Origin of the sequence: Streptomyces sp. NPDC048516 (genome assembly GCF_043199875.1) — a bacterium.
Classification (GTDB): domain Bacteria; phylum Actinomycetota; class Actinomycetes; order Streptomycetales; family Streptomycetaceae; genus Streptomyces.
Genome location: NZ_JBICWS010000040.1, coordinates 1 through 21,668 on the forward strand (window position 1 = coordinate 1; position 21,668 = coordinate 21,668).

The window sequence follows — 21,668 nt, forward strand, 5'->3', positions numbered from 1 at the left end:
CAGGGCAAGGGGGTGGAGCTGCGGGGGGTGCGCGGGCAGGTGTTCGTGCAGGGCAATGGGGTGCTTCTGGAGCGGATCGCGTTGAATCTGGTGCAGAACGCGGTGCGCTACAACGTGCCGGAGGAGGGCTGGGTGGAGGTGACCACCGAGTCGCAGCCGGGGTGTGCGGTGCTGGTGGTGTCGAATACCGGTCCGGTGGTGCCTGCCTATGAGGTGGAGAACCTTTTCGAGCCGTTCCGGCGGTTGCGTACCGAGCGCACCGGCAGCGACAAGGGGGTCGGGCTGGGGCTGTCCATCGTGCGCTCGGTGGTGCGCGCGCACGACGGCACCATCACGGCCCAGCCCCGCGAGAACGGCGGCCTGACGATGCGTGTGGTGCTGCCGCTGTAGACGCGGGACGGGACCGGGGCGACGGGACGGGAGCCGGACGGGGCTGGGACGATGGGGTCGGGGCGGGAAGGGGCGAGGTCGGGCCGGGACGTGATGCGGGCGGCCGCTACCGCTCGTCCGCTACCGCGCGTCCGCTCCCGCGGTCCGTACGGTGCGTGGTCCGCGCCGGTCGCCAGTGCCCGGTAGCGGTCACCGTAAGGCCGGTGTCACCACTCGGTCGCGTAGTTGAGCAGCCCGGCAGGAAGCCGGGAAGCCGGGAAGTCAGGAAGCCGACGAGCTTCGTCCGCGCCGTAGTTCCGGCAGCGCCGACAACGCCTGCAGTCCCTTGAGGAAGCCGGCGCGGTCGGCGGCCGGCAGCTGGGCGAGCAGTCGCTCCTCGCCTTGCTGGATCGAGGACTGCACCGTGTCCCGCAGCCGCCGGCCCTCGGGGGTGAGCGACAGCAGGCGCACCCGCCGGTCCGCGGGATCGGGCTGACGGCGGATCAGCTCCCGGGACTCCAGGTCGTCGAGGACGGCGATGATGCGGGTCTTGTCCGCCCGGATGGCCTCGGCCAGCGCCGCTTGGGTACGGATCGGTGTTTCGTCGAGGTGCAGCAGGACCGAGTACGCCCACATCGTCAGACCGTGCGCATCGAGGACCGGCTGCTCGGCGGCCATGAGCGCACGCCCCAGCGGCACGATCATCGCCGCGAGATCGGGACGGGTCGGCCGCCTCCCGGATGGGGTGCGGCTGTCGGCTGCGTTCTCGGCTGCGTTCTCGGCCATGGCCAAGAAAATACCCGTTGACAAATTATGTGCTCGCGCGGACCGTAAGCGTATGCATACGAATTCAACCGGTGGGGATGCGCCCGCACCGCACGCGGACTTCGCACGGCTCCGGCGCCTCAATGCCCGGGCGGTCCGGGACAGCGTGGCCCTGATGAGCCGGACGACCCCCGCCGACCTCCGCAGGCCGACCCCGTGCTCGGCATGGACGCTGGCCGATCTGCTCGCCCATATGACGGCCCAGCACAACGGGTTCGCGGCGGCAGCGCTCGGGCACGGACAGGACCTGTCGCACTGGTCGGTCGGACCGCTCGGCGAGGACCCCGTCGCGCAGTACCGCACCGCGGCCGGACACGTCCTCGCCGCCTTCGCGACCGTGGAACGCCCCGACCGTGCGTTCACCCTCCCGGAATTCAGCGGCGCCCGGACGTTTCCCGCCGTCCGCGCGATCGGCTTCCACCTCATCGACTACGTGGTGCACAGCTGGGATGTCGCCCGCACCCTGGGCCTCACGTACGTACCCACCGCCGAACTCCTGGCGGCCGCAGAGCCGATCGCCCGCGCCGTCCCGGACGACGACTCCAGGCTGGACCCGGGCAGTGCCTTTCGGCCGGGGCTGTCCGCCGGCCACGGCACGGGCCCGCTGGAGAGCATCCTGGCGGCTCTCGGCCGTTCGCCGGACTGGCGCGCCCCCCTTCGGTGATCAGCACGCCGGACCAGCGGCGGACCGTCCAGCAGCCAGGCACCCGGCACTCCGGCACCCGGCACTCCGGCACCCGGCACTCCGGCACCCGGCACTCCGGCACCCGGCACTCCGGCACCCGGCACTCCGGCACCCGGCACTCAACGCCCGGCACTCAACGCCCAGCGCTCAACACCTGAGGATTGGCGTCGGCGCCCTCGGTGTTGAGCAGTACGACCGTGCGGGTGCTGTGCTCCGCCAGTGCCGCGCGGCGTTCCGCGGCGGAGGTCAGGGCGGCCCGGGCGCCGGCCAGCGAGGCGGCGCCGCAGGGGCCGGAGGAGAGTCCGAGCGCTGCCAGGTCACGGGCCGCGCGGGCGCATTCGGTGTCGGTGACGGCGACGGCGGCGTCGAGGCCGTCGCGCAGCAGGGGCCAGGCGGCGCTGGAGGGCGTGCCGCAGTTGAGCCCGGCCATGATGGTGGCGCCGGTGGTAACAGCGGTCGGGCGGCCGGCGGTGAGGGACGTCAGGACAGCCGCGGCGGTGTCCGGTTCGACGCTCAGCAACGACGGCGGCGGGGCGTCCCGCGGGGCGCGGTAGTGGCTGACGGCGGCCTGCGCCAGTGAGCCGACGCCGACGGGGACGGCCACCAGCCCGGCGGGTCCGGCGCCCAGCGCGCGCAGTTGCTCATCGGTCTCGTCGAACAGCGTGGCGTAGCCCTCGATGATCCACCCCGGTATCCGGGTGTAGCCGGGCAGGGCGGTGTCCTGGACGAGGACCGCGCCGGGTGTGCGCGCGGCGGCCTCGGCAGCCCGGTGTACGGCGTCGTCGTACGACCCGTCGACCCGTGTCACCCGAGCGCCCTCGTGCGCGATGGCGGCGGCCGCCGCCGGGTGCACCGCGGTGGGTACGAAGACCTCGGCGGTCAGGCCGAGCAGCCGGGCGGTACGGGCCACGGCGCGACCGTGGTTGCCGTCGGTGGCGGTGACGAGCCGTTCGCCGGACGTTTCGGCCAGTGCCCGGTGGACCGCCCAGGATGCTCCCAGGATCTTGAACGCGGGCAGGCCGAACCGGGCGGACTCGTCCTTGACGAAGACCCGGTGCACTCCCAACTCAGCGGCCAGTATGGGTATTTCGCGCAGCGGCGTCGGCGCGTAACCGGGCAGGGTGGCGTGGAATCCGATCGCCTCACGCGGGGCGGGCGAACAGGTCCAGGAACGGGCGGACGGCTGTGCGTACCAGCGAGAAGTGGACATGGGGAGCACGCTGCCGTAGCGCCGTCCCAACGGTCCAGCACATCTTTTCGAGCGATAATCATCGGAAATACCGAACGATGGAAGGGCGTTACACCCGGACATGCTCGATCTTCACCGGCTGCGACTGCTGCGCGAGCTCAAGCACCGCGGCACCCTCGCCGCCGTCGCGGCGGCCCTCTCGTACAGCCCTTCCTCGGTCTCGCAGCAGCTCTCGGTGCTGGAGGCCGAGGTGGGCGTGGTCCTGCTGGAGCCGGTGGGGCGGCGGGTACGGCTGACCGAGCAGGCGGAGATTCTTGTCGCGCACACGGAAGTTCTGCTGGAGCGCCTGGAGCGGGCCGAGGCCGATATCGCCGCCTCGCTGGCCGCCGTCACCGGCACGCTGCGGGTCGCCGCCTTCCAGACGGCCGTGCTGGCGCTCGTCCCGCCGGCGCTCACCCTGCTGCGCGAGGAACACCCGGGGCTGCGCGTCCACGTCATCCAGGCGGAGCCGGAGGCGGCGCTGCCCGCCCTGCTCGCGCGGGATGTGGACCTGGTCGTGGCGGAGGAGTACCCGGGGCACGCGGTCGCCCGCCCCGCCGAGGTGGACTCGGTGGAGCTGTGCGCCGACGAGATGCGGCTCGCCCTGCCGCCGGACAGTGCCTCCCGGACGGATGAGCCGGCGGCGGCGCTGCGCGCGTTCTCCGGCCGGCCGTGGGTCATGGAGCCCGCGGGTACCGCGTCCCGGCGGTGGGCGACAGCCGTGTGCCGCCAGGCCGGTTTCGAGCCCGACGTGCGGTTCGAGTCGCCCGATCTGCTGGTGCAGCTACGGCTGGTGGAGCAGGGGCACGCGGCGGCCCTCCTGCCCGACCTGCTGTGGGGCGGGAGCGCACCGAGCGTGCCGCTGCTGCCGCTGCCGGACGGCGGCCGTACCCGGCGGCTCTTCACGGCCGTACGGCACGGCAGCGAAGGCCACCCGGCGGCCCGGGCCTGCCGAGCGGCGCTGCGACGCGCCGTCGAACGTGCCCGCTGCCTGCCCTGAGCAACCGGCAGGCCCGGTCCGCCGGCCCCGGAACCGGTGACCGGAGTGCTACCTCCGCGCGCCCCGCGCCGCCGTGTCAGAGGCCGCGACCGTGTCCGGGGCCGCGACCGTGCCCGGGGCCGCCGCCGTTTCCGAGGCCGCCACCGTCAGGATCGCCCGTACCTGCTCGGTGATCGCGACCCGGTGGCGGACGAAGTCCGGGTCGGTGACCTGGCCGTGCGCCGGGTCGGTGTTGCCGGGGCCGAACTCCAGCACCGGGGTGTGCAGATGCCCGCCCGGGAGCGCCGGGCGCACCGCGTCCCTCAGCAGGGTCGCCCGGTAGGCGATCTCGTTGGACAGGTAGTCCCCGCCGCCCCCGGCACGGGCCGTGGACCCGGGAGTCGGGCCGTCCGGCCGGTCGACGGGCCCGGTGCCGCCCGCCGGGATCTCCGTGACCTCGGTGTGGTCGACCACGGGGAAGGGCCCGGTCCCGGCCGCCACGATGCGTGCGTACGGAAGGCTGGTGGTCGTCCACTGCGGCTGCGGCCGCACGGTCGGCACCCCTGCCGGAATCGGCACGGTCTCCGTACGGGATTCCCGCACGTTGTCCGGATAGCCGCCCCGCCAGGCCCCGTTGGTCCGCTCGACGTCGAACCGTCCGGGCCGCCCCTGGCTGATCGTCGTGAACAGATCGGCCTGCCGCGCCCCGCTCCGGAAGTGCGGGAGCAGCGTGCGCTCCACCGTGCCCTCCGCGAAATCGGCCCACCGTACGGGGAAGACCGCGGTCTCGATCCGGGCCGGCCGCCCGGAGGCGGTGCGTACCGTCGTCCCGTCCAGGGCGAGCGCCGCCGCCCCTGACGGATTGCTGCGCCGTGCGTCGGCGTCCAGCTGGAACGGGTCGAATCCGGTCACCAGGATCCGCAAGATGTGCTTTCCGGCGGGCAGTTCGATCGAGTCCTGTCCGCGCGAGCCCCGCTCCAGTGACCCGAGGAGGGCGGCGCGCCCGGACTCGGTCAGGGCGAAGGGCGGCTGCCATTGCCGTAGTTGCCTGGTCATTCCCAGTCGCGCCCAGTACAGCGGCCGGTCGTCGTCCCGGCTCAGATCCCCGCCGTCGGGCCCGCGCCCCTGCGCCCGGTCGACGGCCCGCCGCCACAGCGCCCGCCCCTCGTCGGCGGCATAGCGCCGGGCTCCGGCGTAGGTGGTCACCCGTGCCAGCCCCTGCCCGAACTCCCGCTCCACCGCGTCGAATCCGCTGCGCCGAAGGATCTCCTGCGGCGCGGCTTGCGTCAGCCGCCCCTCCTCCACCGTGACATCCGCCGGGGCGGCCGCGGTGGCCGGCGCCGTCAGGGACAGCGGGGCGGCGGCCAGCAGCGCGACAACGAGCGCGCCCATCCTGGTACGTATGCGTCTCATGGGGGCGAGTAAAGCGGTGTGCGCCGCGGGGCGGTAGAGGGAGCGGCCGCTGTCCCGGGGCGCCCTGCCCGCTGTCCCCGCCCCTGCCTCCGCCCGCCGATCGACCGCGGATAGGGTTTCTGATTCGGTCCGGTCCGGCCCACCACCGCGTCCGGCGACAGGCACGAGACTCAGGGGGATCTCTGTGGCCACCCCGCCACCACCACACGGCCCGTACCCGTACGCTCCGCCGCCCGCGGAGCCCTACCCGCAGCAGCCCGCCGGGCCGTATGCCCCGCAGCCGTACGCCCCGCAGCAGCCGGGGTACCCGGCACAGGCTCCGCACCCGTACGCTCAGCAGCACCCGCACCCATACGCTCACCAGCACCAGCACCAGCACCAGCACCAGCACCAGCACCAGCACCCGCAGCCGTACGCCGCTGCCCCGGGCTGCCAGTTCTGCGGTGCGCAGCCCGCCGCGCAGGCCACCGTGCGCGGGCATCAGGGCATCCTCTTCCTGATGCGGTTCCTCAGCCGCAAGGGGATGTTCTGCCGCTCCTGCGGGCTGGCCACCTACCGTGAGATGTCCGCGAAGACGCTGTGGCAGGGCTGGTGGAGCCCGCTGTCCGTGGCCATCACCCCGCTCACCCTGCTGATGAACCTCGGCCCCCGGGGCCGGTTCCGCAAACTGGCCGCTCCCGCAGGCGGTTTCCGGCCCTCGCTCGACCCGGGCAAGTCGCTGCTGCGCCGCCCGGAGGCGATGCTGTTCCTGGTGCCGATGACCCTCGTGGCGGTGGCGATCCCGGCCCTGCTCGTACTCGGCCTGTTCGTTGACGGGGCCGGCATCGGGAAGGCGCCCACCCTCGCCGTCGGTGACTGCGTACGCAACGAAGGTGACTGGAAGGACGAGGACCTGGAGGTCGTGGACTGCGGTTCGGCCGACGCGCAGTACAAGGTGACCCGCAGGCTGGACACCTCGAAGGCCCACTGCGCCGGCGGTGACTTGCTCGCCGATCCCGAGTACAGCCCGGACAAGGCGACGATTTCCTGCCTCTCCCCCGCCCGGTAGCGGCGCCGGGAGGGGAGGGTCACCCCACGCCCGGCTCCTCGCCGGATCCGGCGCCGCCCTGCCCCCCTGTCTGCCCGAGCAGCGCCAGGAAGTCCCGGAACGCCGCCGGCATGTCCACTTCCTCCGGGTCCAGCAGCCACTGCAGTTGCAGGCCGTCCATCACGGCGGCCAGCAGCGGCGCCGCCCGCTCGGCGGACAGGCCGCCGGGCAGCGTGTCGCCGTACTCCGCCCGCAGCACCTCGGCCATCGAGGCCCGCACGGCGCGGAAGCGGGATTCGAAGAAGGCGCGGGCGGGGTGGTCCTCGGTGACGCTGTCGGCGGACAGCACCGTGTAGGTCTGGACGATGCCGGAGCGGGTGGCGTTGTAGTCGACGAGCTGGGCGAGGGCGTCGGTGCGCAAGGTGCCGGACGCCGCGGCGGCCGAGGCCAGGTCCCAGCGGTCGCGCGCCTCCAGCACGCCGACCAGCAGCAGCTCTTTCGTCGGGAAGTGGTGCAGCAGCCCCTGCTGGGTCAGTCCGGCGCGCTCGGCGACGGCGGCGAGCGAGGTACGGCGGTAGCCGCGCTCGGCGATGAGCTCCACGGCGGCCTGCAGGATGGCCTCGCGCCGCTCCGCGCGCCGGGCCTCCCGCCCGCCTCCGCCCCGCCGGGCGCCCGTCCCGGCACCGTGGGATCTGTCCTGGTCTGGTGCAGTCACCGGCCGAGCGTAACTCCCGCGTGGAGATCCCGTACGACTGGTGTATCGGAAAAGTAACGACGCCTACCGGTCAGGAGGTGGGACGGCAAGAATCGCGGCAAGGGGGGCCGCACGTCCATTCAGGGAGCACCGGAGAGCCGTATGACCGACGACACCCAGCCCCACCACCCCACCGACGCCCACCACCGTGCCCGGGGCGACGCGCATGACTACACCGCAGTGGTGGAGCGGGCGCTCGCCGCGCTCGACCTCGACACCAAGGTCCGGCTGCTGTCCGGCCAGGACATGTGGACCCTGCCGGCCGTTCCGGCGATCGGGCTGCGGTCGCTGGTGATGTCGGACGGCCCGGTCGGTGTGCGGGGCCGGGAGTGGAACGCCGAGGACCCCTCGGTCACGCTGCCCAGCCCCACGGCGCTGGCCGCCACCTGGGACCCCGCGCTCGCCCGCCGGGCCGGCCACCTGCTCGCCCAGGAAGCCCGGCGCAAGGGCGTGCACGTCCTGCTCGCGCCGACCGCCAACCTCCACCGCTCACCGCTGGGCGGCCGCCACTTCGAGTGTTATGCGGAGGACCCGCTGCTCACCGGCGCGATCGGCGCCGGGTATGTGCGCGGTGTGCAGGAAGGCGGCATCGGTACGACGGTCAAGCACTTCGTCGGCAACGACGCCGAGACCGACCGGCTCACGGTCGACAACCGCATCGCCCCGCGCCCGCTGCGCGAGCTCTATCTCGCGCCCTTCGAGCACATCGTCGAACACGCCTGCCCCTGGGGCGTCATGACCGCCTACAACCAGGTCAACGGCGCGACGATGACCGAACACCGTGCGCTGGTGCAGGACGTGCTGCGCGGGGAATGGGGCTTCGACGGCGTCAACGTCTCCGACTGGACGGCCGCCCGCGACACCGTGCGCGCCCTGCGCGGCGGCCTGGACGTGGCGATGCCGGGGCCCCGTACGGTCTACGGCGCGCCGCTCGCCGAGGCCGTCCGTGCGGGTGAGGTGGCCGAGCCGGAGGTGGACGACGCGGTGCGCAGGGTGCTGCTGCTCGCCGCCCGCACCGGCTGCCTGGACGGGGTGCCGGCCGCGGTCGACCCGGCCGGTGTCCCGCAGGGCATCGACGGCCGGGAGGTGGCCCGCGAGATCGCCCGGCGGGGGTGTGTCCTGCTGCGCAACGAGCCGGTGAGCGGGGCACGGCGGGCCCTGCCGCTGGACGCCACGGCCCTTCGCGGGGTCGCCGTCATCGGGGCGGCCGCCCGCGAGGCCCGGGTGCTCGGCGGCGGCTCCGCGACCGTCTTCCCCGACGCGGTCGTCTCCCCGCTGGAGGGGCTGCGCGCCGCGCTCCCCGACGACGTCGAGGTCACCTTCGCCGTCGGCGCCGAGCCGCGCACCCGGGTCCCGCACGCCCGCGATGGCTTCACACTGCGCGCCCGCTATCTGGCCGCCGACGGCCGGGTACTGGCACAGACACCGCAGGCCGACGGCAAGGTGCAGCTGACCGGCCGCCTGCCCGAGGGCGTCACCCGGCAGAACCTGGGCGCCGTCGAGCTGACCGGGAGCTACCTCCCGCGGCTCACCGGCAGCCACACCCTCGCGGTCTCCGGCACCGGCGAGCTGCGGCTGACCGTCGGCGGGGCGGTCCTCTTCGACGGCCGCCTCGCGCCCGAGGGCAACGACCCCTTCGAGGCGTACCTGCGCCCCGCCCAGCGGCGCATGACGGCGGAACTCACGGCGGGCGAGAGCGTCGAGGTCACCCTGCGGTGCGCGGCGGGCGGCCCGCAGCCGGGCGAAGGTCCCGCCTCGCCGGCGTTCGCCCTCGGCCACGCCGAACCGCGGCCCGACGCCGATGCGGAGATCGAGGAGGCGGTCCGCGCCGCGGCCGGCGCCGACGTCGCGATCGTGGTCGTCGCCACCACCGATGAGACCGAGTCCGAGGGCTTCGACCGCAGCGATCTGCGGCTGCCCGGCCGTCAGGACGAGCTGGTCACCCGGGTCGCCGCCGCCAACCCGCACACGGTCGTGGTCGTCAACTCCGGTTCCCCGGTGGAGCTTCCGTGGCGTGCCGAGGTCCCCGCCGTGCTGCTGAGCTGGTTCCCCGGCCAGGAGGCCGGTGCGGCGCTGGCCGACGTCCTGCTCGGGGCCCATGAGCCGGGTGGCCGGCTCCCCACCACCTGGCCGGCCCGGCTCGCCGACGCCCCTGTCACCACCGTGACCCCGGCCGATGGGCAACTCGCCTACTCCGAAGGGGTGTACATCGGCTATCGCGGCTGGCAGCGCTCCGCTCCCGCGCCCGCCTACCCCTTCGGCCACGGACTCGGCTACACCGACTGGGAGTACGAGTCGCTGGACACGACCCCTGATTCGGTGCGGGTGCGGATCCGCAACGCGGGCGACCGGCCCGGCCGCGAGGTCGTCCAGATCTATCTGGCGCCCACTGCGGACGCCGCCCCTGACGCTCCGGAGCGCCCGGCCCGCTGGCTGGCCGGCTTCGCGGTCGTCGAGGCCGGTCCCGGTGAGAGCGCGGAGGCCGAGATCCCGCTGCCGGACCGGGCGTTCGCGGTCTGGGCAGCGGGCGACGGCGGGGACACGGCGAACGGCGGGCAAGCGGCGGACGGCGGCTGGTGCCGGGTCAAGGGCGTCTACCGCGTCGAGGCGGCGCACAGCGTCGCCGACCGCAGGCTGACGGCGGAGGTCACCGTCGGCTGACCCGGCCGGGGGCGGGGGCGCTCCTGCCCGGGAACGCCCCCTGCGGCGGCCCCTCATGAGGTCACCACGGACACATCACCGCCGCTCGTCCGTGCCGTCACCTTGCGCGGGGAGCCCTCATCCGTCGGGACGGAGACCTTGCGGGTGCCGCCGTTCGTCGAGGCGTCCACGGCAAAGGAGGAGCCCTTCGGCAGACGGATGGTGACGCTGCCCCCGCTGGTCCGGCCCGACACCTCGTCGGGTGCCGCGGACAGCGCGAGTTCCACGTCTCCGCCGCTGGTCTTCGCCTTCGCCCTGCGGGCCGTGGAGTCCGTGACGGTGATATCGCCGCCGCTGGTCTCGGCGGCGATGCCGCCCGACGCGCCGCGGACGGTGATGTCCCCGCCGCTGGTCCGCAGGTCGACCGAGGCGTTGCGCGGCAGCAGGACCCGGTAGTTCACCGCGCACTTGCGCCCCATGCCGCACTCCTCGGCCTTGAGCGTCAGCCGGCCGTCCTTGACCCCGTGCGCGGGGGACGGCTTCTGCTTGGTGTACTCGTACTTCTCCGTCACCTTGACCGACCCGCCGGCGTCGATCGGGACCACCTCGATGTTCCCGCCGTGGGTCGTCGCCGAGAGCGCGGTGACCTTGCCCTGCACCGTGTACGTCCGCTCCGCTTCCTTCGTCGGGCCGAAACTCGACAGCGAGCAGCCGGTCATCAGCACGGTCAAGGCCGCACCGGACAGTAAGAGATGGGGAACGCGAAGGCGGGCCATGGTGAGACGTCTCCCGGGCAGGTGGCGGACGAAGGGACCGGAGCTCCGGTCGCTTCTCATCGTTCCCGCTCCACCGCCCCACCGCGTCGGCGCACAGGATGACCTCCTCCGGCCCCCGCCCTTAAGGGTTTCCCGCAGTCCTGGGGCCTCTTCTTCAGGCCCGGGGCCGCGCCGAGAACGCGTAAACGGTCTGTGACCGATAGGTCTCGCCGGGCCGCAGCACCGTGCCGGGGAAGTCCGGGCGGTTCGGCGAGTCCGGGAAGTGCTGGGTTTCCAGGGCCAGGCCGGCCGCCGGTCCGTAGGGGACACCTGAGGTACCGGTCAGGGTGCCGTCGAGGTGATCCGCGGTGTAGAGCTGCAGACCGGGCTCGGTGGTGGCCAGTTCCAGGACGCGGCCCGAGCGCCGGTCGTACAGCTCCGCCACCGTACGCGGTGCGGCGCACACACCGCCGTCCAGCACGAAGTTGTGGTCGTACGCGCCCGCCACCGCCCGCGCCGCCCGGAAGTCGAAGCGGGTGCCGGTGACGTCGGCGGGCGCCCCGGGCACCGGTATGCCGGTGCCGTCGACGGGCGTGTACCGGGACGCCGTCAGCCGCAGCTCGTGGCCGGTGGCGCTGCCGCTGCCGTCGCCTCCCAGATTGAGGTAGGTGTGGTTCGTGAGGTTGACGACGGTCGGTGCGTCGGTCGTCGCGTGCGAGACGATACGCAGCGCGCCGGCCGAGAGGGTGTACGTCACGCGGACGTCCAGGGCGCCGGGGAAGCCTTCCTCGCCTGCCGGGCTGACCCGGTGCAACCGCACACCCCCGCCGGCCTCCCGGGCCTCCCACACCACCCGGGAGAATCCCCCCGGCCCGCCGTGCAGACTGTGCCGCCCGTCGTTCGGCGTCAGCGTGTGGGCCTCGCCGTCGAGCGCGAACGACGCCCCGGCGATCCGGTTGGCGTACCGCCCGACCAGCGCGCCGAAGTACGACCCGCCGTGCGCGGCATACGAGGCGAGGTCGGCGAAGCCCAGTGCCAACTGCCCCCTCGCCCCGTCCCGGTCCGGCGCCTCCACCGTCTGGATGATCCCGCCGTAGGTGAGGATGCGGACCCGCAGCCCGCCCGGACCCGACTCCAGGGTCCAGCGGTCGACACGGGTGCCGTCGTCCAGCGTGCCGAAGGGTTCCCTGCTGACCTGCGTCGTCATACGTATGAGCCTATGCCCGCCGCCGGGCGGCCACCGTACGGGTACCGCACTGCCGACTGCCGCACACCCAGGCTCGCCGGGAGCGTCGCAGCCCGCGTCGCACGTCCGCGTCGCACGTCCGGGTCACACGTCCGGGTTGTGTGTCGGGGGGCTGTACGTCCGGAGAGCCGGTTGGGCACGGCCCCTACGGCTGCGCCCGGGTGATCACGCGGAACGCCAGTGCCGCCAGCTCCTTCTGGCCGCGGGCGCCCGGGTGGAACCAGTCCCAGGTGCTCAACTGGCGCCCGGTGAAGCGGTAGTCGAAGACCGACTTGTCGAAGCGGCACAGCGGATCCTTGCCGCACACCTCGGCCAGCGCCGAGTTGTAGGCCACCACCCGTTCCCGCACCGTCGCCCGGCGGTCCTGCGCCGCCTTCGACAGGTCGTCCGGATCGCGCAGCATCGACCCGCAGATGCCCAGCTTCCACACCTGTTTGCCGAACGGGTTCTTGCGCCCTTCGGACCACAGCCGCAACAGGTCGGGGACGGCCGCGACATACACCTGGGTGTGCGGCAGGGCGCGCCGCAGCCGCTTCATGGAGCGCACGAAGCCGGCGCGGAAGGCGGCCGTCGGGGTCATCGCCCCGACATCGCGCCGGCAGGCGTCATTGGCGCCGATCAGGACCGTGACCAGCTCGGGTCTGCGGTGGACGGCCGCGGTGATCTGGTCCGGCAGATCACTCATCAGCGCACCGGTCCTGGCGAAGTTCCAGCTGTCTGTGGCGGGGTGTTTGACGAGCCGCCGGGCGACGCTGCCGACCTTGGGGTCGGTACCGGTGGCCCAGGAGACCCGGGGGCATTCGGAGAGCAGCGTGCAGGCGTCGAAGCCGACCGTGATCGAGTCCCCGAGTGCCGCGACCGAGCCGGGGTCGGTGTGCCATACGGGCGTCGGCTTGGGGTGCGGCTTCTCCGGGTGCCCGCCGCCGCTACAGGCGCTGAGGGCGATCACCAGGGCGGAAGCGGCGGCGACGGTGCGTGAGGAGCGGCGCCCGGAGCGGCTGCGCCGGGGGCGAACAGGCCGATCGATCTGCTTCATCCCCTGTCCCCTCCGGCGTGCGAGTGATATCTCTTCGGGTACCGACGGTACGTCACCCCCTCGACCGGCACCGCGCGGTAGCTTTGCCCCGTGCCTGCCGGGCGGTGACCCAAAGTGGCTGGTGCAGTCGGCAGAGACAAATTACATCACGTCATTTCCTGTCCCTTTTGCGGCAAATTCCGCCTAATGGTGTTTACTGTAGGTCACCAGCATGCTGGTGCCGAAGTGGTCACTGGGGCAGAATGGCAACTGTCCCGGCCGCAACCGGAACGGGCACGAGGCCGCTGGGGAAGGCGAACCTCGAACCGCACTGGAGGTCCCGGTGACGACACGTGGAGTTCTGTACGTCCACTCCGCTCCGCGCGCGCTGTGCCCGCATGTCGAATGGGCCGTCGCGGGCGTCCTCGGTGTGCGCGTCAATCTCGACTGGATCCGCCAGCCGGCGTCCCCGGGCACCTGGAGAGCCGAGTTCTCGTGGCAGGGCGAGGCCGGCACGGCCTCCAAGCTGGCCTCCGCGCTGCGCGGCTGGCATCTGCTGCGCTTCGAAGTGACCGCGGAACCCTGCTCCACCGCCGAGGGCGAGCGCTACAGCTCCACCCCCGACCTGGGCATCTTCCACGCCGTCACGGGCATCCACGGCGACATCCTCATCCCCGAGGACCGGCTGCGCGCCGCGGTCGCCCGCTCGGCGCGCGGCGAGACCGAACTCGCCGCCGAGGTCGACAAGCTCCTCGGCAAGCCCTGGGACGACGAGCTGGAGCCCTTCCGGTACGCGGGCGAGGGCGCCCCGGTCCGCTGGCTCCACCAGGTCGTCTAGGGCCTGTCGTCAGTTTCCCGTCTGCCCCTTCGGGTGACAACGGGAAGGTGACGACAGGCCCTGGCGGCAGCGGAGCCGTTCCGACACGCGGCAGCGGTTGCCCTGGAGCGCGCTCCAAGGCCTAGCGTGCCGTCATGGCCGACAACAACTCTTCCGACGCCCCGTCAGTAGCGGTGCTCGGCACCGGAATCATGGGTGCGGCGATGGCCCGCAACCTCGCCAGGGCCGGTCTGGACGTCCGGGTCTGGAACCGTACGCGCGCCAGGGCCGAGCCGCTGGCCGCCGACGGGGCCCGCGTCACCGGCACCCCCGCCGAGGCGGTGGAGGGCGCCGATGTGGTGCTCACGATGCTGCTCGACGGGGAGGCGGTCCACGGCGCGCTCGGGCAGGCCGCGGACGCGCTGCCGGCCGGGGCCCTGTGGCTCCAGACGAGCACGGTGGGCACCGAAGCCCTCCCGTCGCTCGCCCGCTTCGCCGACGAGCACCGCCTGCGGTTCGTGGACGCCCCCGTGCTGGGCACCAAGGCGCCCGCGGAAAAGGGGGAGTTGACGATCCTGGCGGCCGGCCCGCAGGACGTCCGGGAGCGCGCCGAGCGCATCTTCGGCATCGTCGGGAGCCGGACCCTGTGGGTCGGCGAGGACGGGGCGAGCGGGGCGGCCAGCCATCTCAAGCTCGTCGTCAACAACTGGGTGCTGACGGTCATCAACGGTACGGGTGAGTCCCTGGCGCTCGCCAAGGCGCTCGGCGTGGACCCGCGCGACTTCCTCGACGCGATCGCCGGCGGGGCGCTCGACATGCCGTATCTCCGGCTGAAATCCGAGCTGATCCTGTCCGGGAACTACCCGCCGAGCTTCACGGTGTCCGCGGCCCGCAAGGATGCCCGGCTCATCACGGAGGCCGCGCTGGGCGCCGGCGTACGGATGGATCTGGCCGAGGCCTTCGCCGAGCGCTTCCGGCGGGCCGAGGCGCAGGGCCACGGCGAAGAGGACGGCGCGGCCGCGTACTTCGCGAGCTTCGGGGGCTGAGCGGCGCGCTTCCGGGAGGAACGCCGAGGGCCCGCCCGGTGACAGTCACCGGGCGGGCCCTCGCCTTGCGTGTCAGACCGTACGGAAGGCCAGCACCACGTTGTGGCCGCCGAAGCCGAACGAGTCGTTCAGGGCCGCGATCCGGCCCTCGGCGGGCAGCTTGCGGGCCTCGCCGCGGACGATGTCCGCGTCGGCCTCCGGGTCGAGCTGGTCGATGTTGATCGTCGGCGGGGCGATCCGGTTCTTGAGCGCGAGGACCGTGGCCACCGTCTCGATGCCGCCCGCGCCACCCAGGAGGTGGCCGGTCATCGACTTCGTGCTGGTGATGGCCATGTGGTCGACGTCGTCGCCAAACGCCTTGCGCAGTGCCCGAAGCTCGCCGACGTCACCGGCCGGCGTCGAGGTGGCATGCGCGTTCACATGCACGATCTCGGCGGGCTGCAGGCCGGTGTTGTCGAGCAGGTTCTGCAGCGCCGCCGCGATGCCGTTGCCGGACGGCTCGGGCTGCGTGATGTGGTGGGCGTCGGCCGAGATGCCCTGGCCGACTGCCTCCGCGTAGATCGTGGCGCCGCGGGCCTTGGCGTGCTCCTCGGACTCCAGGACGATCACGCCCGCGCCCTCGCCGAGCACGAAGCCGTTGCGGTCGACGTCCCAGGGGCGGGAGGCGCCCTGCGGGTCGTCGTTGTTCTTGGACATCGCCATCATGTTGCCGAACGCCACGATCGGCAGCGGGTGGATGGCGGCCTCCGTGCCACCCGCGACGACGACATCGGCGCGGCCCGAGCGGATCATCTCGATCGCGTAGCCGATGGCCTCGGCGCCCGACGCACACGCCGAGACCGGCGTGTGCACACCGGCGCGGGCGTTGAACTCGATGCCGACATTGGCGGACGGCGAGTTCGGCATCAGCATCGGGACGGTGTGCGGGGAGACGCGGCGTACGCCCTTCTCCTTGAGCACGTCGTACTGGTCGAGCAGGGTCGTCACACCGCCGATGCCGGAGGCGATGACGGCGCCCAGACGGTCGGGGTTGACCGCGGTGTCCTCGCCGGCCTTGGCGGTGAAGCCCGCGTCCTTCCAGGCCTCCTGGGCCGCGACCAGCGCGAACTGCGCCGAGCGGTCCAGCTTGCGGGCCTGCGGACGGGGAATGATCTCGGACGGCTCGACGGCGATCTGCCCGGCGATACGGACGGGCAGATCGGCGGCCCAGTCCTGTTCGAGGGTGCTGACACCGGAACGTCCGGCGAGCAGGGCCTCCCAGGACGAAGCGCTGTCGCCACCCAGCGGTGTGGTTGCGCCGATACCGGTGACGACCACGGTGCGATTGGTCGCGTTCACGGGAATTCTTACTCCACGGGTAGAGGGGTCTGAATCGACGGCGCCACCGCGGGGTGGCGACATGCGCGGGAGCTGGATCAGCTCTGGTGCTTGAGGATGTACTCGGTCGCGTCGCCGACCGTCTTGAGGTTCTTGACGTCGTCGTCCGGGATCTTCACGTCGAAGCGCTCTTCGGCGGCGACGACGACCTCGACCATGGACAGCGAGTCGACGTCCAGGTCGTCGGTGAAGGACTTGTCCACCTGGACGTCCTCGGTGGGGATCCCGGCGATCTCGTTCACGATCTCGGCGAGACCGGCGACGATCTCTTCCTGAGTGGCGGCCATGATGGCGCTCCTTCGGTCATTTTATGGGGAAACTGCGTTACTTGCGGTGAGGATCCGTGCGACGGCCGACACGTCCGGGGACGTACGGCCCTGCGCAGATCTTGCCTAGGGGAGGGTAACGACCGTCGCGGCGTAGACGAGACCCGCCCCGAAGCCGATGACCAGCGCGGTGTCGCCGCTCTTGGCCTGCCCGGTCGCCAACAGCCGCTCCATGGCGAGCGGAATGGAAGCGGCCGAGGTGTTGCCGGTGGTCTCCACATCGCGGGCGACCGTCACACTCTCCGGCAGCTTCAGAGTCTTCACCATCGAGTCGATGATCCGCATGTTGGCCTGGTGCGGGATGAAGACGTCCAGGTCGTCCGGGCTGACTCCGGCCGCGTCCAGCGCCTGCTGGGCGACCTTCGCCATCTCGAACACCGCCCACCGGAAGACCGACTGGCCCTCCTGCGTGATGGCGGGGTACCGGATCTCCTCCGGAGCCGGGCGGCCCTCGGGGGCGTCCCCTCCGGGGAGGGGCGTGGAACGGTAGACGTCCCAGCCGAGGGTCTGCTTGATGGTCTCGGACTTGTCGCCCTCCGAGCCCCAGACGGTCGGGCCGATCTCCGGCTCGTCGGCCGGGCCGACGATCACCGCGCCGGCGCCGTCACCGAAGAGGAAGGCCGTCGCGCGGTCCTCCAGGTCGGTGAGGTCCGAAAGCCGCTCGACACCGAGGACCAGGACGTACTCCGCCGAGCCCTCGGTCACCAGGCCCTTGGCCAGGGTCAGGCCGTAGCCGAAGCCCGCACAGCCCGCGGAGATGTCGAACGCGGCCGGCTTGCCGGCACCGATGCGGTGCGCGATCTCGGTCGCGATGGCCGGAGTCTGCTTGAAGTGCGACACGGTGGAGACGATCACGGCGCCGATCTGCCCGGGCGTGATGCCCGCGTCGGCGATCGCCTTGCCCGACGCCTCGACCGACATGGTCGCGACGGTCTCCTCGGGACCCGCCCAGTGGCGGGTCGCGATACCGGACCGCGAGCGGATCCATTCGTCGGACGAGTCGATGTGCTTGAGGATCTCCTCGTTGGGCACGACACGGGTCGGGCGGTAGCCGCCGACACCCATGATCCGCGCGTACGGGGCGCCCTTCGAGGGCTTGATCTTCGAGGTCATGCGCTGCGGACTCCTATTCGGCCGGTGCGGATTGCTCGGCGATCAGCGTGCGGGCCGCGTCGAGGTCGTCGGGCGTCTTGAGGGCGAGGGTCCGCACGCCGGGCAGCGCGCGCTTGGCCAGACCGGTGAGCGTGCCACCGGGAGCCGCCTCGATGAGCGCGGTGACCCCGAGCTCCTTGAAGGTCTCCATGCACCGGTCCCAGCGCACGGGGTTCGCCACCTGGCCCACCAGCCGCTGCACCAGTTCCCGGCCGCCGGAGACCAGCTGCCCGTCCTTGTTGGAGACGTAGCGCGTGTGCGGATCGGCGACCGACAGCTGGGTGGTCGCCGATTCCAGAGCCGAGACAGCGGGTGCCATGTGGTGAGTATGGAACGCGCCGGCCACCTTCAGCGGTACGACCCGGCGAGTGCCCTCCGGCTTGTTCCCGACCAGTGCGGCGATCTGCTCGGCGGTGCCGGCGGCGACGATCTGCCCGGCGCCGTTCACATTGGCGGGGGTGAGGCCCATCTGCTCCAGATGCGGGATGACGACGGCCTCGTCACCGCCCAGCAGCGCGGCCATACCGGTCTCGGTGACGGCGGCGGCCTCGGCCATCGCCTGGCCGCGCCGGCGCACCAGCTTCATCGCGGCCTCGTCCGAGATCGCGCCGGTCAGCGCGGCGGCGGCGAGCTCACCGACACTGTGGCCGGCCGCCGCGCCGACCTGCGCGGCCACGTCGTCGGCCGTCGCGAACAGCTGCCGGGCGGAGACCAGGGCGGAGGCCACCAGCAGCGGCTGCGCCACCGAGGTGTCGCGGATCTCCTCCTCGTCCGCCTTGGTGCCGTAGTGGACCAGGTCCAGGTCGATGGCGTCCGACCAGGCACGGAGCCGGTCCTCGACACCGGGGAGGTCGAGCCAGGGAGTCAGGAAGCCGGGCGTCTGAGCGCCTTGGCCGGGAGCGACGAGTACGAGCACCCTCACACTCTCTCTTGTGGGTGGTTCCGCCCGCCCGTGGGGACAAGGACGAAGAACCATCGGGGTAATTGTTGGTGTCCGACAAAAGTCTAGGGTTGCGCCTCACCGTCAGCCAGACGCCCCAGAATCAAGGCGATACGGAGGGTGAACGCCGAGCGCACATCGGAGGGTGACCAGCCGGTGACGTCCGTCACACGTCGCAGCCGATAGCGCACGGTGTTGGGGTGCACGAACAGCATCCGGGCGGCGCCCTCCAGGCTGCTCGCCTGCTCCAGATAAACGCTCAGCGTCTCCAGGAGTGCCGACCCCGCCTCCTCCAGCGGTCTGTAGATCTCCTCCACCAGCTGCTCGCGGGCAACCGGGTCCGAGGCCATCGCGCGCTCCGGCAGCAGGTCATCGGCGAGCACCGGGCGCGGCGCGTCGGGCCAGGCGGCGCACGCCCGCAGGCCGGCCGCCGCGGCCTGCGCCGAGCGGGTCGCGGCCAGCAGATCGGAGACCACGGGGCCGGCCACCACGGCACCGGCGGCATACGGGCCGATCAGCGCCTTCGCGGCCTTCAGCGGATTGTCCGAGCCGCCCGCGATCACCACCAGGCGGGAGCCCAGCACACCGGTCAGCACCTGGAGCTTGGCGTGCCGGGCGGCCCGCCGGATCGCCTCCACGGTCAGCTCGCTGTCCCCGTCGGGGGCGGTGCCCAGCACCACGCACACATGCTCGGGGGAGTTCCAGCCCAGCGCCGCGGCGCGGGAGACCGCGCCCTCGTCCGCCTCGCCCGACAGCACCGCGTTGACCACCAGCGACTCCAGCCGGGCGTCCCACGCGCCGCGGGCCTCGGCGGCCTGGGCGTACACCTGGGCGGTGGCGAAGGCGATCTCGCGGGCGTAGACCAGCAGCGCCTCGCGCAGCACGGACTCGTCGCCCGGGGCCGCGACCTCGTCGATCGCGGACTCCATGACCTCGATGGTCGTCCGCACCATCTCCACGGTCTGCCGCAGGGTGATCGCCCGGGTCAGCTCGCGCGGCGCCGTGCCGAAGACGTCGGTGCTGATCGCCTGGGGGGTCTCCGGATGCCGGAACCACTCGGTGAACGCGGCGATACCGGCCTGTGCCACCAGGCCGATCCAGGAGCGGTTCTCCGGGGGCATCGCGCGGTACCACGGCAGGGTGGCGTCCATGCGGGCGATGGCCGCGGCCGCCAGTTTGCCGGAGGAATTCTCCAGGCGCCGGAGGGTGGCGGAGTGCGGGTGCGCGTCGCGCGATGCGGGTTCAGACACGGGACAAGCCTGCACTATCGGGGCGGGAGGGTGCGGGGGCGGGGCTACCGTGGGCCCATGATTGAGGTGCGCAGAGGCCATGAACGGTATCCCGGCGGGGATGCGGAGGCCGGGATCGAGTCACTGCACGCGTTCTCCTTCGGGCACCGTTTCGACCCGGACAATCTGCGCTTCGGCGCGCTGATCGCCTGCAACGAGGAGCGGCTGGCGGCGGGCGCCGGATTCGACGAGCACCCGCACCGCGACACGGAGATCGTGACCTGGGTGGTCGAGGGCGAGCTGACCCACCGCGACTCGGCCGGCCACGAGACGACCGTACGCCCCGGTGATCTCCAGCGGCTCAGCTCGGCCGGTGGCGTACGGCATGTGGAGCGCAACGACGGCGCGCGGCCGCTGCGCTTCGTCCAGATGTGGCTGGCGCCGCGGGAATTCGGCGGCGAGCCGTCGTACGAGGTGGTGCGCGGTATCGCCGACGGCACCCCGTACGCCGTCCCGCGGGCCGGGGCCCTGCTGCATCTGCGCCGCCTCGCCGAGGGCGAGCGCACCGCCGTCCCGGATGCGGATCGAGCGTATGTGCAGGTGGTGCGCGGCGCCGTACGGATCGGTGCGGAGCGCCTGGAGGCCGGCGACGCGGCGCGGATCACCGACGGGACGGGCCTGGAGCTGCGGGGGCTGACGGCGGCGGAGTGCCTGGTGTGGGAGATGGGGGCGGAGACGGCGTACGGGTGAGAGCAGCGGCGGCGGGCCCCCAGCCGGCGGCGGTCTTTCCGGCCGGCCCGGTGGTGCGGCCCGCCCGGTGGCGCGGCCCACCACGCCGCTGTGCCGCGCCGTCCGGGCCCGGAGCGTCCGCCCCGTACCGCCCGCGTAACCGCCCGTACCGCCCCGTCAGGCGGTCTGCGCCAGTTCGGCCAGCACCGCGTCGGTCAGCGGCGGCCAGGCCTCGATGGCCCACGGCCCGAAGGCCCGGTCGGCCAGCGCCACACACGCCGCGCGCGCGTCCGGATCCACCCACAGGAACGTCCCGGACTGGCCGAAATGTCCGAAGGTGCGGGGCGAGGACGCGCTGCCCGTCCAGTGTGGTGACTTGCCGTCGCGGATCTCGAAGCCCAGCCCCCAGTCGTTGGGCTTCTGGTGGCCGTAGCCCGGCAGCACCCCCGTCAGACCGGGGAAGGCCACCTGGGTCGCCTCCGCGAGCGTCTGGGGTGCCAGCAGCCGTGGTGCCTGCAGTTCGGCGGCGAACCGGACCAGGTCGGCGACGGTGGAGACGCCGTCCTTGGCGGGGGAGCCGGGCAGTTCCGTCGCGGTCATCCCGAGCGGTGCGAGCACCGCCTCGTGCAGATACTGCGGGAAGGGGATGTCCGTCGCCTTGGCGATGTGGTCGCCCAGCGCCTCGAAACCGGTGTTGGAGTAGAGCCTGCGGGTGCCCGGCCCGGCCATCGTGCGCTGCTCGTCGAAGGCCAGCCCCGAGGTGTGGGCGAGGAGATGACGGACCGTGGACCCTTCGGGTCCGGCCGGTTCGTCCAGCTCGATGGCGCCCTCCTCGACGGCCAGCAGGGCGGCATACGCGGCCAGCGGCTTGGTGACGGACGCCAGCGGGAAGCGGTGCTCCTGGGGGCCGTAGGATCCGGCCACCGACCCATCGGCTCGTACGACGGCGGCCGCGGCGGTGGGCACCGGCCAGTTCTCGATCATCCGCAGGCTCTGCATGCCCACGAGCCTAGGCGGTGTTCCCTCCGGCCTGTCCGGGAGGTCCGCACGTCCCCAAATCCCGGTCAAGTCTGCCCGTGATCCGCACTTGCCTGGAGTGCACTCGAAGTCTCTAGC

The 21,668-nt window shown here is 72.7% G+C and carries 21 protein-coding genes; 8 read left to right on the forward strand and 13 right to left on the reverse strand.

Annotated elements, in window-relative coordinates:
- Positions 1 to 390 (forward strand): sensor histidine kinase (locus ACGFR7_RS36520; protein WP_393328120.1); only part of this gene is annotated, 390 nt, incomplete at its 5' end.
- A gap of 261 nt (positions 391 to 651) precedes the next feature.
- On the opposite strand, the gene ACGFR7_RS36525 is transcribed toward ACGFR7_RS36520, so the two are convergent.
- Entirely contained in the window at positions 652 to 1,155 is a 504-nt protein-coding gene (locus ACGFR7_RS36525) for a MarR family winged helix-turn-helix transcriptional regulator (protein WP_393328122.1), read from the reverse strand.
- Between the two features lie 52 nt (positions 1,156 to 1,207).
- On the opposite strand from ACGFR7_RS36525, the gene ACGFR7_RS36530 reads away from it, so the two are divergent.
- Positions 1,208 to 1,858, forward strand: coding sequence for a TIGR03086 family metal-binding protein (locus ACGFR7_RS36530; RefSeq protein WP_393328125.1), 651 nt, complete (start codon positions 1,208 to 1,210; stop codon positions 1,856 to 1,858).
- Positions 1,859 to 2,012: 154 nt separating this feature from the next.
- On the opposite strand, the gene ACGFR7_RS36535 is transcribed toward ACGFR7_RS36530, so the two are convergent.
- On the reverse strand, positions 2,013 to 3,089 hold the full coding sequence (locus ACGFR7_RS36535) for a pyridoxal-phosphate dependent enzyme (RefSeq protein ID WP_393328128.1): 1,077 nt from the start codon (positions 3,087 to 3,089) through the stop codon (positions 2,013 to 2,015).
- Between the two features lie 100 nt (positions 3,090 to 3,189).
- Here ACGFR7_RS36535 and ACGFR7_RS36540 point away from each other — a divergent pair, with 100 nt between their 5' ends.
- On the forward strand, positions 3,190 to 4,107 hold the full coding sequence (locus ACGFR7_RS36540) for a LysR substrate-binding domain-containing protein (protein WP_393328131.1): 918 nt from the start codon (positions 3,190 to 3,192) through the stop codon (positions 4,105 to 4,107).
- Positions 4,108 to 4,155: 48 nt separating this feature from the next.
- Here the strand turns inward: ACGFR7_RS36540 and ACGFR7_RS36545 are convergent, their stop codons facing one another.
- Positions 4,156 to 5,499 carry a pyroglutamyl peptidase gene (locus tag ACGFR7_RS36545; protein WP_393328134.1) on the reverse strand — a complete coding sequence of 448 codons (1,344 nt, stop codon included), beginning with the start codon at positions 5,497 to 5,499 and terminating at the stop codon, positions 4,156 to 4,158.
- A gap of 184 nt (positions 5,500 to 5,683) precedes the next feature.
- Between ACGFR7_RS36545 and ACGFR7_RS36550 the strand changes: the two genes are divergently transcribed.
- On the forward strand, positions 5,684 to 6,547 hold the full coding sequence (locus ACGFR7_RS36550) for a hypothetical protein (protein ID WP_393328136.1): 864 nt from the start codon (positions 5,684 to 5,686) through the stop codon (positions 6,545 to 6,547).
- Positions 6,548 to 6,566: 19 nt separating this feature from the next.
- Here the strand turns inward: ACGFR7_RS36550 and ACGFR7_RS36555 are convergent, their stop codons facing one another.
- Entirely contained in the window at positions 6,567 to 7,241 is a 675-nt protein-coding gene (locus tag ACGFR7_RS36555; RefSeq protein WP_393328139.1) for a TetR/AcrR family transcriptional regulator, read from the reverse strand.
- Between the two features lie 141 nt (positions 7,242 to 7,382).
- Here ACGFR7_RS36555 and ACGFR7_RS36560 point away from each other — a divergent pair, with 141 nt between their 5' ends.
- Entirely contained in the window at positions 7,383 to 9,941 is a 2,559-nt protein-coding gene (locus ACGFR7_RS36560; protein ID WP_393328142.1) for a beta-glucosidase, read from the forward strand.
- A 53-nt stretch (positions 9,942 to 9,994) separates the two neighbouring features.
- On the opposite strand, the gene ACGFR7_RS36565 is transcribed toward ACGFR7_RS36560, so the two are convergent.
- The 3 genes from ACGFR7_RS36565 to ACGFR7_RS36575 all read right to left on the reverse strand — a co-directional run bounded on the left by ACGFR7_RS36565 (position 9,995) and on the right by ACGFR7_RS36575 (position 12,957).
- Positions 9,995 to 10,645 (reverse strand): DUF4097 family beta strand repeat-containing protein, encoded by a 651-nt coding sequence (locus ACGFR7_RS36565; protein ID WP_393328183.1) that lies wholly within the window; start codon positions 10,643 to 10,645, stop codon positions 9,995 to 9,997.
- A 205-nt stretch (positions 10,646 to 10,850) separates the two neighbouring features.
- Entirely contained in the window at positions 10,851 to 11,882 is a 1,032-nt protein-coding gene (locus ACGFR7_RS36570; RefSeq protein WP_393328144.1) for an aldose epimerase family protein, read from the reverse strand.
- A 184-nt stretch (positions 11,883 to 12,066) separates the two neighbouring features.
- Positions 12,067 to 12,957, reverse strand: coding sequence for an SGNH/GDSL hydrolase family protein (locus ACGFR7_RS36575; RefSeq protein WP_393328147.1), 891 nt, complete (start codon positions 12,955 to 12,957; stop codon positions 12,067 to 12,069).
- Between the two features lie 322 nt (positions 12,958 to 13,279).
- Between ACGFR7_RS36575 and ACGFR7_RS36580 the strand changes: the two genes are divergently transcribed.
- Positions 13,280 to 13,774 carry a DUF3145 domain-containing protein gene (locus ACGFR7_RS36580; protein WP_088802014.1) on the forward strand — a complete coding sequence of 165 codons (495 nt, stop codon included), beginning with the start codon at positions 13,280 to 13,282 and terminating at the stop codon, positions 13,772 to 13,774.
- 134 nt (positions 13,775 to 13,908) lie between these two features.
- Positions 13,909 to 14,799 (forward strand): NAD(P)-dependent oxidoreductase, encoded by an 891-nt coding sequence (locus ACGFR7_RS36585; protein ID WP_393328151.1) that lies wholly within the window; start codon positions 13,909 to 13,911, stop codon positions 14,797 to 14,799.
- 72 nt (positions 14,800 to 14,871) lie between these two features.
- On the opposite strand, the gene fabF is transcribed toward ACGFR7_RS36585, so the two are convergent.
- The 5 genes from fabF to ACGFR7_RS36610 form a co-directional block, all read right to left on the reverse strand.
- Positions 14,872 to 16,137: a beta-ketoacyl-ACP synthase II gene (gene fabF / locus ACGFR7_RS36590; protein ID WP_350250727.1), complete on the reverse strand. Its 1,266-nt coding sequence runs from the start codon at positions 16,135 to 16,137 to the stop codon at positions 14,872 to 14,874.
- Between the two features lie 77 nt (positions 16,138 to 16,214).
- Entirely contained in the window at positions 16,215 to 16,463 is a 249-nt protein-coding gene (locus ACGFR7_RS36595; protein ID WP_030991425.1) for an acyl carrier protein, read from the reverse strand.
- Positions 16,464 to 16,568: 105 nt separating this feature from the next.
- Positions 16,569 to 17,615, reverse strand: coding sequence for a ketoacyl-ACP synthase III (locus tag ACGFR7_RS36600; protein ID WP_393328154.1), 1,047 nt, complete (start codon positions 17,613 to 17,615; stop codon positions 16,569 to 16,571).
- A gap of 13 nt (positions 17,616 to 17,628) precedes the next feature.
- The gene (locus ACGFR7_RS36605; RefSeq protein WP_393328157.1) at positions 17,629 to 18,570 is read right to left on the reverse strand and encodes an ACP S-malonyltransferase; all 942 of its coding nucleotides are present in this window, start codon (positions 18,568 to 18,570) and stop codon (positions 17,629 to 17,631) included.
- A gap of 89 nt (positions 18,571 to 18,659) precedes the next feature.
- Positions 18,660 to 19,844 (reverse strand): CdaR family transcriptional regulator, encoded by a 1,185-nt coding sequence (locus ACGFR7_RS36610; RefSeq protein ID WP_030081381.1) that lies wholly within the window; start codon positions 19,842 to 19,844, stop codon positions 18,660 to 18,662.
- 57 nt (positions 19,845 to 19,901) lie between these two features.
- Here ACGFR7_RS36610 and ACGFR7_RS36615 point away from each other — a divergent pair, with 57 nt between their 5' ends.
- On the forward strand, positions 19,902 to 20,573 hold the full coding sequence (locus ACGFR7_RS36615) for a pirin family protein (protein ID WP_393328160.1): 672 nt from the start codon (positions 19,902 to 19,904) through the stop codon (positions 20,571 to 20,573).
- Positions 20,574 to 20,729: 156 nt separating this feature from the next.
- On the opposite strand, the gene ACGFR7_RS36620 is transcribed toward ACGFR7_RS36615, so the two are convergent.
- Positions 20,730 to 21,551, reverse strand: coding sequence for a serine hydrolase domain-containing protein (locus ACGFR7_RS36620; protein WP_393328163.1), 822 nt, complete (start codon positions 21,549 to 21,551; stop codon positions 20,730 to 20,732).
- Positions 21,552 to 21,668 lie beyond the last annotated feature (117 nt).

Bases quoted from the DNA above. Each gene is read 5' to 3' on its own strand.
- ACGFR7_RS36545 (WP_393328134.1), bottom strand. From the start codon at position 5,499: ATGAGACGCATACGTACCAGGATGGGCGCGCTCGTTGTCGCGCTGCTG.
- ACGFR7_RS36570 (WP_393328144.1), bottom strand. From the start codon at position 11,882: ATGACGACGCAGGTCAGCAGGGAACCCTTCGGCACGCTGGACGACGGC.
- ACGFR7_RS36615 (WP_393328160.1), top strand. From the start codon at position 19,902: ATGATTGAGGTGCGCAGAGGCCATGAACGGTATCCCGGCGGGGATGCG.
- ACGFR7_RS36560 (WP_393328142.1), top strand. From the start codon at position 7,383: ATGACCGACGACACCCAGCCCCACCACCCCACCGACGCCCACCACCGT.
- ACGFR7_RS36600 (WP_393328154.1), bottom strand. From the start codon at position 17,615: ATGACCTCGAAGATCAAGCCCTCGAAGGGCGCCCCGTACGCGCGGATC.
- ACGFR7_RS36530 (WP_393328125.1), top strand. From the start codon at position 1,208: ATGCATACGAATTCAACCGGTGGGGATGCGCCCGCACCGCACGCGGAC.
- ACGFR7_RS36575 (WP_393328147.1), bottom strand. From the start codon at position 12,957: ATGAAGCAGATCGATCGGCCTGTTCGCCCCCGGCGCAGCCGCTCCGGG.
- ACGFR7_RS36525 (WP_393328122.1), bottom strand. From the start codon at position 1,155: ATGGCCGAGAACGCAGCCGAGAACGCAGCCGACAGCCGCACCCCATCC.
- ACGFR7_RS36595 (WP_030991425.1), bottom strand. From the start codon at position 16,463: ATGGCCGCCACTCAGGAAGAGATCGTCGCCGGTCTCGCCGAGATCGTG.
- ACGFR7_RS36585 (WP_393328151.1), top strand. From the start codon at position 13,909: ATGGCCGACAACAACTCTTCCGACGCCCCGTCAGTAGCGGTGCTCGGC.
- ACGFR7_RS36620 (WP_393328163.1), bottom strand. From the start codon at position 21,551: ATGCAGAGCCTGCGGATGATCGAGAACTGGCCGGTGCCCACCGCCGCG.
- ACGFR7_RS36535 (WP_393328128.1), bottom strand. From the start codon at position 3,089: ATGTCCACTTCTCGCTGGTACGCACAGCCGTCCGCCCGTTCCTGGACC.
- ACGFR7_RS36540 (WP_393328131.1), top strand. From the start codon at position 3,190: ATGCTCGATCTTCACCGGCTGCGACTGCTGCGCGAGCTCAAGCACCGC.